The organism is Rhodococcus sp. B50 (genome assembly GCF_013602415.1).
GTDB lineage: Bacteria > Actinomycetota > Actinomycetes > Mycobacteriales > Mycobacteriaceae > Rhodococcus.
Window position 1 is genome coordinate 3,269,184 of the sequence record NZ_WPAG02000002.1, and the last position, 12,610, is coordinate 3,281,793.

The 12,610-nt window shown below is 67.6% G+C and carries 14 protein-coding genes; all 14 read right to left on the reverse strand.

Features of this window, described 5'->3' with window-relative positions; all coding sequences use genetic code 11:
- Positions 1–27 precede the first annotated feature (27 nt).
- Positions 28–387 (reverse strand): histone-like nucleoid-structuring protein Lsr2, encoded by a 360-nt coding sequence (locus GON09_RS15450; protein WP_213932560.1) that lies wholly within the window; start codon positions 385–387, stop codon positions 28–30.
- Between the two features lie 95 nt (positions 388–482).
- The gene (gene lysS, locus GON09_RS15455) at positions 483–1,949 is read right to left on the reverse strand and encodes a lysine--tRNA ligase (protein ID WP_244866519.1); all 1,467 of its coding nucleotides are present in this window, start codon (positions 1,947–1,949) and stop codon (positions 483–485) included.
- 98 nt (positions 1,950–2,047) lie between these two features.
- Positions 2,048–2,518, reverse strand: a complete 471-nt coding sequence (locus GON09_RS15460) for a rhodanese-like domain-containing protein (RefSeq protein ID WP_213932562.1) — start codon at positions 2,516–2,518, stop codon at positions 2,048–2,050.
- A gap of 93 nt (positions 2,519–2,611) precedes the next feature.
- On the reverse strand, positions 2,612–3,445 hold the full coding sequence (locus GON09_RS15465; protein WP_213932563.1) for a type III pantothenate kinase: 834 nt from the start codon (positions 3,443–3,445) through the stop codon (positions 2,612–2,614).
- A 2-nt stretch (positions 3,446–3,447) separates the two neighbouring features.
- Positions 3,448–3,885: an aspartate 1-decarboxylase gene (panD, locus tag GON09_RS15470; protein ID WP_016931928.1), complete on the reverse strand. Its 438-nt coding sequence runs from the start codon at positions 3,883–3,885 to the stop codon at positions 3,448–3,450.
- A 44-nt stretch (positions 3,886–3,929) separates the two neighbouring features.
- Positions 3,930–4,868: a pantoate--beta-alanine ligase gene (panC, locus tag GON09_RS15475; RefSeq protein ID WP_213932564.1), complete on the reverse strand. Its 939-nt coding sequence runs from the start codon at positions 4,866–4,868 to the stop codon at positions 3,930–3,932.
- Positions 4,861–5,796 (reverse strand): Rossmann-like and DUF2520 domain-containing protein, encoded by a 936-nt coding sequence (locus tag GON09_RS15480; RefSeq protein ID WP_213932565.1) that lies wholly within the window; start codon positions 5,794–5,796, stop codon positions 4,861–4,863. Before GON09_RS15480 ends, panC begins: the two co-directional genes overlap by 8 nt.
- 159 nt (positions 5,797–5,955) lie before the next feature.
- Positions 5,956–6,888, reverse strand: a complete 933-nt coding sequence (locus tag GON09_RS15485) for a DUF6779 domain-containing protein (RefSeq protein WP_244865522.1) — start codon at positions 6,886–6,888, stop codon at positions 5,956–5,958.
- A 72-nt stretch (positions 6,889–6,960) separates the two neighbouring features.
- Positions 6,961–7,437 carry a DUF3180 domain-containing protein gene (locus GON09_RS15490; protein ID WP_213932567.1) on the reverse strand — a complete coding sequence of 159 codons (477 nt, stop codon included), beginning with the start codon at positions 7,435–7,437 and terminating at the stop codon, positions 6,961–6,963.
- An 11-nt stretch (positions 7,438–7,448) separates the two neighbouring features.
- Positions 7,449–7,973 (reverse strand): 2-amino-4-hydroxy-6-hydroxymethyldihydropteridine diphosphokinase, encoded by a 525-nt coding sequence (gene folK / locus GON09_RS15495; RefSeq protein ID WP_213932568.1) that lies wholly within the window; start codon positions 7,971–7,973, stop codon positions 7,449–7,451.
- Positions 7,970–8,353 carry a dihydroneopterin aldolase gene (gene folB, locus GON09_RS15500; protein WP_213932569.1) on the reverse strand — a complete coding sequence of 128 codons (384 nt, stop codon included), beginning with the start codon at positions 8,351–8,353 and terminating at the stop codon, positions 7,970–7,972. The genes folK and folB overlap by 4 nt, the downstream gene beginning before the upstream one ends.
- Positions 8,350–9,171, reverse strand: coding sequence for a dihydropteroate synthase (gene folP / locus GON09_RS15505; protein ID WP_213934464.1), 822 nt, complete (start codon positions 9,169–9,171; stop codon positions 8,350–8,352). Before folP ends, folB begins: the two co-directional genes overlap by 4 nt.
- A gap of 32 nt (positions 9,172–9,203) precedes the next feature.
- Positions 9,204–9,869 (reverse strand): GTP cyclohydrolase I FolE, encoded by a 666-nt coding sequence (gene folE, locus GON09_RS15510; RefSeq protein WP_213934465.1) that lies wholly within the window; start codon positions 9,867–9,869, stop codon positions 9,204–9,206.
- Between the two features lie 70 nt (positions 9,870–9,939).
- Positions 9,940–12,390, reverse strand: a complete 2,451-nt coding sequence (gene ftsH / locus GON09_RS15515; RefSeq protein ID WP_213932570.1) for an ATP-dependent zinc metalloprotease FtsH — start codon at positions 12,388–12,390, stop codon at positions 9,940–9,942.
- Positions 12,391–12,610 lie beyond the last annotated feature (220 nt).

Below are 12,610 nucleotides of genomic sequence, written 5' to 3' on the forward strand. Positions count from 1 at the left end.
CGTCGGTGTGCCTCGACGACGATGTCGTCAGTGTGCCTTGTTGTACGCCTCGACGATCTCCGCCGAGATACGGCCACGCGCGGAAACCGGCAGATCGTTGTTCCGTGCCCATTCCCGGATCGCAGCCGTCTGCTCGCGACCCGCACTTCCGGATGCGCCCTTGCGTGCGACCGGAGCAGCACCGACCGCAGCTTTGCTCCGCTTGCGGCCGCCGACCTTACGAGCGTGTTCGATCCAGAATTCCAACTGCTCGCGCAACCGTGCCGCATTGTCCTCGGAAAGGTCGATCTCGTACGTCACTCCGTCGAGTCCGAACTCCACCGATTCGTCCGCCGCCGATTCCTGATCCACATCGTCGATCAGGGTGACAGTGACTTTCTTCGCCATGTGGTGTAAATCCTCTCGCATGCGCTTCCCCCCGCGGGACGGGCACCACACTACCCCCCGATTAACGCATCGCAATATGGAGCGGCGAAATCCGATTAACGGGTGTTCGGTCGGACAATCGGGAAGAGGATTGTTTCACGGATTCCCAGACCGGTAAGTGCCATGAGGAGGCGGTCGATTCCCATTCCGGTACCCGTGGTCGGCGGCATTCCCTGTTCCATCGCCGCGAGGAAATCCTCGTCGAGCACCATTGCCTCGTCGTCCCCTTCCGAGGCCAGACGCGCCTGGTCGAGGAAACGCTCACGCTGAATCACCGGATCGACGAGTTCCGAGTAGCCCGTGGCAAGTTCGAAACCGCGGACGTACAGATCCCATTTCTCGGTGACACCACGCACGTCGCGATGATCGCGCGTCAACGGCGAGGTCTCCACGGGGAAATCGCGGACGAAGGTCGGCTCGTGCAGCTGGTCGCCGCACATGTGCTCCCACAGTTCCTCGACGAGCTTGCCGTGGCCCCAGCCCTTGCCCTCGGGAATCTCGAGACCGACGCGACCTGCGAGCGCGGTCAATTCTTCGACGGTGGTGTCAGGGGTCACGTCCGAACCGATCGCCTCGGACAACGAGGGATACATTTCGAGCGTTTTCCATTCACCCCCGAGGTCGTATTCGGTGCCGTCGGCCAGCGTCACGACGTGGCTGCCGAAGACCGCGAACGCGACCTCCTGGATGATCTCGCGAATCATCCGCGCCGAATCGTCGTAGGTGCCGTACGCCTCGTACGTTTCGAGCATCGAGAATTCCGGCGAGTGCGTCGAGTCGGCACCTTCGTTGCGGAAATTACGGTTGATCTCGAAGACCTTCTCCATACCGCCGACCACACACCGCTTGAGGAACAATTCCGGGGCGATGCGCAGGAACAGATCGATATCGAGCGCGTTCGAGTGCGTTACGAAGGGGCGCGCGGCGGCACCGCCGTGCAGGGTCTGCAGCATGGGCGTCTCGACCTCGAGGAATCCGCGACGCTCAAGCGCGTTGCGCAGCTCGCGGACCACCGCGACACGCATGCGCGCGTTTCGCCGTGCCTCGGGACGCACGATGAGGTCGACGTAGCGCTGACGCACCCGTGCCTCTTCGTTCATCTCCTTGTGCGCGACCGGCAGCGGACGCAGCGCCTTCGACGCCATGGTCCACGAGTCGGCCATGACACTGAGCTCGCCGCGTCGGGAGCTGATGACCTCACCGTGCACGAACACGATGTCGCCGAGGTCCACCTCGGACTTCCAGCCGGCGAGCGCGTCCTCGCCGACACCGGCGAGGCTCAGCATGACCTGCAGCTGGGTGCCGTCGCCCTCCTGGAGCGTCGCGAAGCACAGCTTGCCGGTGTTGCGCGAGAACATCACGCGTCCGGCGACACCGACGATGGTGCCGGTGGCGGTGTCGGGCTCGAGGTCGGGATACTCGGCACGGATCTCCGCGAGCGTATGGGTGCGCGCGATCGTGACGGGATAGGCCTCCGAGCCCTGTGCCAGGAGCCGTTCGCGCTTCTCGCGGCGGACCCGCATCTGCTCGGGGGTGTCGTCGGGCTGCTGAACGGTGGCATCACTCACGGGTAACCAGACTATCGGACACCCGGGGTCGTTCTTCCTGCAGATGCGCGCTTTCAGTGCGCGGTGACCCGCGCCACGTCCTGCGCGACGTGCTGGGCCTCGGCCACCGCCCCGACCAGGCGGGCGGCGCGGATGGCGTCGTAACCACCGACGAGATGGGTGACCCGCCGCAGACCCTGCGCGTGCAACTCGGCGACCACGCCGTGCGAGCTTGCACCGTCGGCCGAGACGAGGATCCATTCGACGTCGCGATCGACGGCGAGAGCGAGACGGCCCGACCCGCTCGGATCGAGCCGCTCGGCGACAAGATCGGCGGAGATGGCCAACGCGCCGGGAAGTGTTCCCTGAGAAGCACGTTCGACGTGCGAGCGGATGTCGACGACGACGGCGCCGCGGGCGACCGCTGCGGACAGTTCGGTGGGGTACGTGCGCTCGACGGCAAGTCGGTGGAAGGCTACCGGAGCGGCATCAGAAACCGGAGCGACAGTGGAAACAGAAGTGGCGGAAACAAGCGCAGCGCGCATGAGAAAACTCCCAGGAATGTGTTATCGGTCGAGGCGGCAGTCAGCCTCGACAACACTCCTGGGTGCTCATGCAACGGATCACGGGGACCATTTTTACACAGAATGGCGCTCAGCGGAACCCGCAGTTCCGCGTGCCGCTCGTCTCACCTGGTTCCGTTCGTACACCAGACGCAACCCTTCGAGGGTCAGGTCCGGTTCGTGGTGCTCGAGGGTGCGCGACTCCGGCATGATCAGCGGCGCACTGTCGCCGGTGCAGATCACGGCCACGTCGTCGCCGTCGAAACCGGGGACCTCGGCGCAGATCCGCCGCACGACGCCGTCGACCATGCCGGCGAACCCGAAGACCGCCCCGGACTGCATGCACTCGACGGTGTTCTTACCCAGAACGCCTCGGGGACGGAGCAATTCGACCTTGCGCAGCGCGGCGGACCGTGACGCCAGCGCATCCATCGAGATCTCCACACCCGGAGCGATGGAACCGCCGAGGAACTCCCCCTTGCCCGACACGACGTCGACGCACGTGGAGGTTCCGAAATCCACGACGATGCAAGGAGATCCGTAGAAGTGGTAGGCCGCCAGGCTGTTGACGATGCGGTCGGCGCCGACCTCCTTCGGGTTGTCCACCAGCAGAGGCACTCCCGTCCGCACACCCGGCTCGACCACGACGTGGGGCACCGACGACCAGTAGCGGTCGAGCATGACGCGCAGCTCGCGCAACACCGATGGCACGGTCGACAGGGCCGCGACCCCGGTGACCTGCTCGGCGGATTCCCCGAGCAGACCGCGGAACAGCAGAGCGATCTCGTCCGCGGTCATCCTGGGATCGGTACGGACGCGCCAGTCGCGCAGCAGCCGCGCGTTCGACCCGCTGCCCGCGAACACCCCCAGGACGATGTTGGTGTTGCGGACGTCGACGGTGAGGAGCACCTCTAGACCAGGGACGGGGAGTCGAGGGTCGACAGCATCCGCGGCGTGATCAGGCCCGAGCCCTCGGGAGCGTGGGCGGGGTCGTTGCCGAGCTCGACCTGACGGTTGTCGGCGTCGACGAACACCACGCGCGGGTTGTAGTCCTTGCACTCCTGCTCGTTCATCACACCGTAGGCAATGAGGATGACGAGATCGCCGGGGCTCACGAGACGCGCTGCGGCCCCGTTGATCCCGATGATGCCCGAACCACGCTCACCGGCGATGACATACGTCTCGAGCCGGGCGCCGTTGTCGATATCGACGATGCAGACCTGCTCACCTTCGAGCAGATCCGCGGCGTCCATCAGATCCTGGTCGACGGTCACCGAACCGACATAGTGCAGATCCGCGTGGGTGACCGTGGCGCGGTGGATCTTCGACTTCATCATGGTGCGGAACATGCTCGTCCTCGGTTTCTTTCTCGTTTCCGAAATCGATCGGTGGGTCAGCGGGTCGTCAGGTTGTCTTCGGCATCGGGATCCACCGGGCCGGTGGCGCGCTCGAGGAAGCCGGTACCGACGGCGACCCCGACGTTGTCGATGAGCCGTGTGGTGCCGAGTCGCGCGGCGACGAGCAGTCGGCCGTCGCCTCGTTCGGGCGCAGGCCCGAGATCGGCACCGCGCACCTCGAGATAGTCCACCTCGATCTGCGGGCTCTGCGAGAGCACCTCACGCGCCGTGGACAGGATCGCCTCGGCTCCCCCCGCCGCGGCGTGCGCACCGGCGACGAGGGCCGCCGACAGCGTGGTCGCGATCTCGCGCTGTTCGGCGTCGAGATAGCGGTTGCGGGAGGACAGTGCGAGTCCGTCCTGCTCTCGCACTGTGGGAACACCGACGATGCGGATGTCGAGATCGAGGTCGGCGACCATCTGACGGATCAGGGTGAGCTGCTGGTAGTCCTTCTCACCGAAGTACGCGGCGTTGGGACCGGCGATGTTGAACAGCTTCGCGACGACCGTCAGCATCCCAGCGAAATGGCCGGGGCGCGAAGCACCTTCCAGTTCCGATCCGAGCGGACCGGGATGGATCGTGGTACGAGGGCCGTGCGGGTACATCGCGGAGGCCGACGGGACGAACGCGAGTTCGACCCCGGCTTCACGGAGCAGTTCGAGGTCGGCGTCGAGGGTGCGGGGGTAGGCGTCGAGGTCCTCACCCTTCCCGAACTGCAGGGGGTTGACGAAGATCGACACCACCACGACGGCACCGGTGAGCTTGGCCTGACGCACGAGCTCGAGGTGACCGGTGTGCAGCGCACCCATCGTCGGTACGAGTGCGACGGTGCGGCCGACGCCGCGCAGAGCCCGGGTGACCTTGGTCAGGCCTGCGGGATCGTGGTGAACGGTCAGTTCACCTCGCACGTATCCGCGCTGCCCTGCTTCACTCACCGTATTCAGCTCCTTCGAGAATTGCCATGACTTCCGGCTTCGAACCGGCCCGCTGCGCCGACCGCAGCGACATCGCCCGATAACCCGCCGCGATCTGCGGATCGACGGCCTCGAGCGCGCGCAGATGCGCAGCAACCGCCTTCGCATCGCCGCGCGCGACCGGCCCGGTGAGGGCGGAGGGTCCGCGTCGCAGCACGTTGTCGAGCGCCGCCGAGAGCAACGGTTGCAGGACCCGTTCGGCGACTCCACCGGGAGCGTCGTCGACGAGTTGCTGCCCGAGCAGTTCCTCTCCCTGCAGGGCGCTGCGCAGCGCCTCCACGGCGTCGGCAACCAGCGTGACCAGGTGGTTGCTGCCGTGTGCGAGGGCCGCGTGGTAGGTCGTCCGCATGGATTCGGGGACGCGGACCGGCTCGCCGCCGATCTCGAGGACCAGGGACTGAGCGATGGCGTAACCGATCTCGTCGGCGGCCGTGATGCCGAAACACGCGGACGAGATTCGGTCGATGTCCTCGTCGTGGCCGGTGAAGGTCATCGCGGGGTGGATCGCGAGGGGCACGGCGCCCTGCTCGGTCAGCGGCTCGAGGATCGCGGTGCCATGAGCGCCGGAGACGTGGACGACGATCGTGCCGGCAGCAACCGAACCGGTGGCCGCCAGACCCTTGACCAGCGACGACAGTTCGGTATCGGGAACGGCGAGGAGGAGGAGGTTGCAGCGACCGGCAACCTCGTCGACCGGCAGTATCTGGGACTCGGGCAGACGGGTGGCGGCGCGGTGTCTGGAGACGTCGGAGACCGCCGAGCAGGCCACGACGACGTGACCGACACGTTCGAACGCCGCGCCGAGTGCGGTACCGACCCGTCCGGCGGACACAATTCCTACCGACAGGCGCGCAGGCGCAGGTGCGTTGGTGATCCCGAAGGAATTCACGGGAGTCCTCTCGTTCGTTCCAGTCCCGCTCAGCGGGTACCGGACGTTCCGATCGACAATAGCGCGCGCTTTCCGGGGCTCGCCACGGTCGGGTCGAGTGATCTGCGCCTCACCGAACGAGGTGGGCGGGCGAGGCGTGACGGACGAACCGCCTGCGGATCAGCGTTCGCTCGACAACGACGCGAGGATTTCCGCGACCGTCCGGCCCTCACCGTGGGCGCCGTCGCCCCGGCGGCGTCGGGAGCGACGTCCTGACGATTCGTCGTCGGAGTCGTCGTCATCGTCGGCCGTGTCCGCTGTTCCGTCGTCCTGCGCGGCGGGGTCTTCCTGAGCGGTGCTCTTCTGCGCGGTGGTGTCCTTCCGCCGGCCGGCCGGCCTCTGCTGCTCGCGCTGTTCCTCGGTGCCCGCTTTCTCGCTCGCAGATTTCTCGCTCACCGAACCGTCATCCTGTTTCCCGGCCGCCGGCTCGTCGGCGTCACCCTTCTCCGGCGCCTTCCCGGACGTCTTCACAGCATCGCGCAGGCCCGCCTCGACCGATTCGGTCTCCGCGGTCACCGGCTCGTCGTCGGGAGACGCGAAAGCAGGCCCGGACGGACGCGGCGCGGACACCCGCGCGGCCTCGCTCAGTTCGCGCAACTTCTCCGCCTGACCTTCGAGGGCGACGACGTCGTCGGGCAATCGGCCGTCGAACAACATCTCGAGCGTGCGACGCAGGGTGGCCAGCTCGGTGCGCAGGGCCGCCACCTCGCCGGCGTCGAGTTTCAGATCGGCTCGGACTTTCTCCTCGACGGTCAGCTCGTACTCGCGCCGCGCCGCGATCTCTCGCTGCAACTGCAGCTCGTACACCGTCTTCAGGTCGTCGGCCTTCGCTCGGTCGAGCGCCGATTCCCGGCGGTACTTGTTCATCGCGATGGCTCCGATGGTGGCGGCCCAGAGAGCGACGACCACCGCGACGCGCAGCAACTGCACGCTCTCACTGAAGACCAACAGCAACGAGGCGATCATCGCCAGAGCGAGCAGACCGGCCACGATCATCGAGCCGGTGCTGCGCCACGGACGACGATTTCTGTCTGCTCGCGCCGAGGAAGCCATGACCATCAGGGTACTTGGACAGGTCCACCGATCGGAGCCGGACGACACGCCCTCCCACCGCGAAATCCGAGGTCAGACAGCCGGTTCGTTCGGTTCGTCGGGGTCTTCCGGTGTCCGGCAACAGTATTCGAGCCATAATGCGGCGGCCGCCAGAGCGATGCCGGCGACGGCTCCGACGAGCACACCCGACGTGTCGTCGGTGGCCGCCTGCACCACACCGCGCTGCGGCACGAGATACAGCAGGAACCCGACCCACACCCCGGCACTCGCGGCACCCACCAGCGCGGATGCCTTCGCGAGCGCGACCGCGCGGGCCGCGGTGATGGGATGCAACCGGCCCGGCCCCTCACCGATCTCGTGCTTGCCCACCCGCGACCGGATCATGAACGCCAGGATCACCTCGATCACCGCGACCGGGTACAGCGAGGCTCCCGCATAGACCGGGATGGGCGGCAGCGAGCCGTACATCGTGCGGACGAGCAACCACGCGACGACCGCCGCCAGCGCGGCCAGCGCCAGCAGATCGCGGATCCTGGTCTGTTTCAGCACTCGCTGCGCCCCTAGGTCGTCGGCCCGGTCAGCGACAGATCGGTGCGATGCACGCCCTCTCGTTCGGCGTCGTCGAGTTCGCCCAGCCACTCGCCGATGCCCGCCCGTCGGCCGTCGGCGGTGAGCACGGCGTCGGGCTCGACGTCGAGCCACGGGACGAGCACGAACGCCCGCTGGTGCGCGCGCGGGTGGGGCAGGATCAGATCCGGATCGTCGCTGCGCACCTCGCCGTCGCCGCTGTCGCAGCTCACGACGTCGACGTCGAGGCTGCGCGGCCCCCAACGCTGCACCCGCACGCGTTCGGCGGCTTCTTCGAGTTCGCGGCCGAACCGCAGCCAGTCGTACGGACCGAACTCGGCGTCCTTCGCGACGACGACCGCGTTGAGGAAGTCCTCCTGCTCGACACCACCCCACGGCGCCGTCGAGTACACCGCCGAGACGGCGACGAGGCGCTCACCCAGCGCGTCGACGACCGACCGCAGGTGCGCGAGCCGGTCGCCGACATTCGACCCGATGGACAGCACGGCACGACTCATGACGCGCTCCCGGCCGCGTCACCTCGGGAGCGCTCGAGCACGACGGCGACATCGCCGAAGGTCAGCGGGATCGGCGCCGACGGCTTGTGGAGCGTGACCTCGACCCGGGTGACACGCGGGTCGGTGAGGACCTCGTCGGCGATCTCGCCCGCGACCGTCTCGATGAGATCGCGTCCCGGACCCGCGATGATCGCCGCGGCACGCTCGGCGAGTTCGCCGTAGTGCAACGTGTCGGTGAGATCGTCGGACGCCGCGGCCGGCGCGAGATCGAGCCACGCGACGATATCGACGACGAAGTCCTGGCCGTCCCGCTTCTCGTGATCGAAGACGCCGTGATTGCCGCGGACGGTCAGTCCCCGTAGTTCGATGCGGTCCGTCACGCGTGCACTCCCTCCGCGCTACCGCGCTGCCAGGCACGCACCACCGCGAGCGCGTCGCGGGATGCCTGCACGTCGTGGACGCGTACACCCCACGCGCCGTGGGTTGCGGCGAGCGCGGAGACGACGGCCGTGGCGACCTCACGGCCCGCCGGCGGCCGGATCGTGCCGTCGGGCGCTGCGAGCAACGATCCGAGGAAACGCTTCCGGGACGCCCCGATGAGCACCGGGAATCCCAGCTCGGTGAGCTCGGGCAGACGGTGCAGCAACTGCCAGTTGTGGTCGGGTTCCTTCACGAATCCCAGACCGGGATCGAGCACGATCTTGTCGGAGTCGACTCCCGCAGCCACCGCGATGTCGACCTGCGTGAGCAGCTCGTCGCGGACCTCGCGGACGACGTCGTCGTAATGCGTCGAGCCGCCGGCGTGGACGAACTCGCCGAGAGGACGCCAGTGCATGAGGATCCACGGAATCCCGGTCTCGGCAACCACCCTGGCCATGTCGGCGTCGGCACGCCCACCCGAGACGTCGTTGATCATCGTCACCCCGGCCTCGATGGCCGCTTCGGCGACCGAGGCACGCATCGTGTCGACGCTCGTGGGGATGCCCACCTCCGACAGGGCCGCGATCACCGGCGCCACGCGCGACGCCTCGACCTCCGGATCGACGCGCACCGCACCGGGCCGGGTGGACTCGCCGCCCACATCGACGATGTCGACACCGAGTTCGCGCAGCTCGAAACCACGGGCTATCGCGGTCTCGCGATCCAGATAACGACCGCCGTCGGAGAAGGAATCGCTGGTGACGTTCAGTACGCCCATCACGACGGGCCACTGTTCGGCAGGGAAGACGGTCACCGGCGCAGAATCAGGTCCAGGGCCTCGGCACGCGACGCCGAACTGGTCTGGAACAACCCGCGCACAGCGGACGTGGTGGTGCTGGCGCCGGGCTTGCGGATGCCGCGCATGGCCATGCACAGGTGCTCGGCCTCGACCACGACGATCACGCCGCGCGGCTGCAGCTTGCGCATCATCGCATCGGCGACCTGACTGGTCAGGCGCTCCTGGACCTGCGGCCGCTTGGCGTAGAGGTCCACGACGCGCGCCAGCTTCGACAAACCCGTCACCCGGCCCGTCGGACCCGGGATGTATCCCACATGGGCGACCCCGTGGAACGACACGAGGTGGTGCTCGCACGTCGAGTACATCGGGATGTCGCGCACGAGGACGAGTTCCTGATGACCTTCGTCGAAGGTCGTGTCGAGGACCTCGTCCGGGTCCGTGAACAGGCCCCCGAACACCTCCCGGTAGGCACGGGCCACACGGGCGGGAGTGTCGCGCAGACCCTCACGATCCGGGTCCTCACCTACCGCGATCAGCAGTTCGCGCACGGCCGCTTCGGCTCGGGCCTGGTCGAATGTGCGTCCCGCGTCCACGCTCAACTCGTGGGTCGTCACATCCTCCGGGTCGGAACCCGTATCCGACTTCAGGTGGTTCACCGACACCCGCTCGCCCTCCACTCTTCGCTCACTCGTCTCCATCGGAACCGACCGGCCCCGATGCACGCCGGTACCGGCTCACCGGCACGGATCAGTGCCGGCCGGCCGGGCCTTCCCACCGCTGGGTGGGAGGAGGCTCGGGAGTGCCGTAACCATCGCGCGGTTGCGAGTCTCCCACGTGGTTCTCACCCCGGTGCGGATCTCCCGCACCGTTGTCGCCGGATCCGGGCCCCCGAGCGGGATCCTGCGGCTCCTGCGGACGCCCGTAACCCTGAGGTTCCTGTGGGGTCTGCTCACGCGGCGGGGTCTGCTCACGCGGCGGCCAGCCGGGGGCCGACCATCCGGCGGGGGCGCCGTAGTCGGGGCGGGTCGCATGCCGCGGACCACCCGGATACGGCGCCGGTGGCTGGAAACCGGGAAGCGGTTCGGAAGCCGGGACCGGCTGTGGCTGCGGCGAGGGGTACCCGTTCGCCTGCTGCACGGGCTGCGTCGGCTGGTACTGCGGCTGCCCGCCCGGCTGGTAGCCACCGGCAACAGGCACCTCACCCTGGCCGGGATACTGCGGATGCTGATGCGCCGGCTTCGTCAGCGACGGCGGTTCCGGCGGCCACGGCTCGCCACGCTCGGCCGCGAGTTCGGCAGGTGTCTTGATCGGCGGCTTGTCGGACGGGACCCGATCCCCGAAATCGTTGAAGGTCGTGATGCGCGGACGCTTCTTCACGTCGGCCAGGATCCGGTCGAGATCCTTGCGGGTCAGCGTCTCGTGCTCGAGCAGTTCGCGCGCCAGCACGTCGAGGGCGTCGCGGTACTCGTTGAGAATCGACCACGCTTCGGTGTGGGCGGCCTCGATGAGGTTGCGGACCTCCTCGTCGATCTCGCGCGCCACCTCGTGCGAGTAGTCGGACTGCACGCCCATCGAGCGGCCGAGGAAGGGATCGCCCTGCTCCTGGCCGTAGCGGACGGCGCCGAGCTTCGCGCTCATGCCGTACTCGGTGACCATTGCCCGCGCGATCTTCGTGGCCTGGTCGATGTCGGACGAGGCACCGGTGGTGGGCTCGCGGAAGACGAGTTCCTCGGCGGCGCGACCACCCATCGCCATGACCAGACGCGCGATCATCTCCGAACGCGTCATCAGGCCCTTGTCGTCCTCGGGCACCGTCATCGCGTGACCGCCGGTGCGACCACGGGCGAGGATGGTGACCTTGTAGACCGGCTCGATGTCGGGCATCGCCCAGGCGGCGAGGGTGTGGCCGCCCTCGTGATAGGCCGTGATCTTCTTCTCGTGCTCGCTGATGATGCGGCTCTTGCGGCGGGGACCGCCGATGACGCGATCGACCGACTCCTCGAGAAGCGCCTCGGTGATCACCGTGCCGTTCTCGCGGGCGGTGAGCAGCGCGGCCTCGTTGACGACGTTCGCGAGATCGGCACCGGACATGCCCACCGTGCGCTTGGCGAGCGCCCCGAGATCCGCGTTGGGATCGATCGGCTTGCCCTTCGAGTGCACGGCGAGGATCGCCCGGCGACCGGCGAGGTCGGGATTGGTGACGGGGATCTGACGGTCGAAGCGACCGGGACGCAGCAGTGCCGGGTCGAGGATGTCGGGGCGGTTCGTCGCGGCCATCACGATGATGCCGGAGCGGTCGCCGAAGCCGTCCATCTCGACGAGGAGCTGGTTGAGGGTCTGCTCGCGCTCGTCGTGACCGCCGCCGAGACCGGCGCCGCGCTGGCGACCGACGGCGTCGATCTCGTCGACGAAGATGATGCAGGGAGCGTTCTGCTTGGCCTGCTCGAACAGGTCGCGCACACGGGAGGCGCCGACACCGACGAACATCTCGACGAAGTCCGAACCGGAGATCGTGAAGAACGGCACGCCCGCCTCACCGGCGACCGCGCGTGCAAGGAGGGTCTTACCGGTGCCGGGAGGGCCGTAGAGCAGCACGCCCTTCGGGATCTTCGCGCCGAGCGCCTGGTAGCGCGACGGATTCTGCAGGAAGTCCTTGATCTCGTAGAGCTCCTCGACGGCCTCGTTCGCGCCGGCGACATCGGCGAAGGTCGTCTTGGGCATGTCCTTCGTCAGCTGCTTGGCCTTCGACTTGCCGAAGCCCATCATGCCGCCGCGACCACCGCCCTGCATGCGGCTCATCACGAAGAAGAACACGCCGAGCAGGATGATCATCGGCAGGACGAACAGAAGGATCGACGTCAGCCAGCTCTCCTGGGTGACGTTCGTGTCGTACTTCTGCGCTCCCGACGCGGAGACCAGGTCGAAGATCTGCTCCGAGGCCGACGCGGGGTACTTCGCGATGATCTCGGTGCTGCCCTCGGTCGCGTCGTTGCCGCTCTCGAGCCACAACCGCACCTGCTGCTCGCGGTCGTCGATGCGTGCTTCACTGACGTTCTGCGATTCGAGCTGCGTCACCGCGACGGACGTGTCCACCCGAGTGAAACCGCGCGTGTCGTCGCCGAAGTAACTGAAGGCGTAGATCACCAGCAGAATGCCGGCGACGATCGCCAGATTACGGAACACTGTCTTGCGGTTCATACAGGTTCGGCCCGAGCGGCCGGTCCTTTCGATCGAGTTCGTCGGGGTCTCGCAGTCGCGGCGCTTCGCGCCCGGTGTGGCCGCATGCGCCGCGACGGTCACTGACCAGGCAACGCAAGGTTACCGCGTTGCAACGAGCAGTCGCCCCGGCACCGGCCGGAGCCGATACCGGGAAGACGTCGTAATCGACAACGATCGGGACGGAACCGGAGTTCCCCGG